The sequence below is a fragment of the Pseudomonas sp. SDT291_1_S447 genome (assembly GCF_054070155.1).
Window position 1 is genome coordinate 1 of sequence record NZ_JBSVXS010000457.1, and the last position, 217, is coordinate 217.

Genomic DNA, 217 nt, shown 5'->3' on the forward strand with positions numbered 1-217 from the left:
TTCGAGCGCGGGGTGCGGCCGATGGGCTTCTGGTCCACCTGCACCAGGCGTCGGACATGCTCCAGCCCGGCGCTGATGTGCCCGCCGCTGGTTTGCGGCGCGTCGTCTTCCAGGCTCGGTTCTTCGTCGTTTTCCACCACGCGGCCAAGACCGGCGCCCACCAGCTCCAGCAGCGCCTGGCTGACCAGGCTGGACTTGCCCGACCCGGAAATCCCGG

Annotated in this window: 1 protein-coding gene; it reads right to left on the reverse strand. The window is 69.6% G+C overall.

The genetic code is table 11. From position 1 onward, the window contains the following. Positions 1 to 217 (reverse strand): hypothetical protein (locus ACW9IR_RS30350; protein ID WP_457466311.1); only part of this gene is annotated, 217 nt, incomplete at both ends.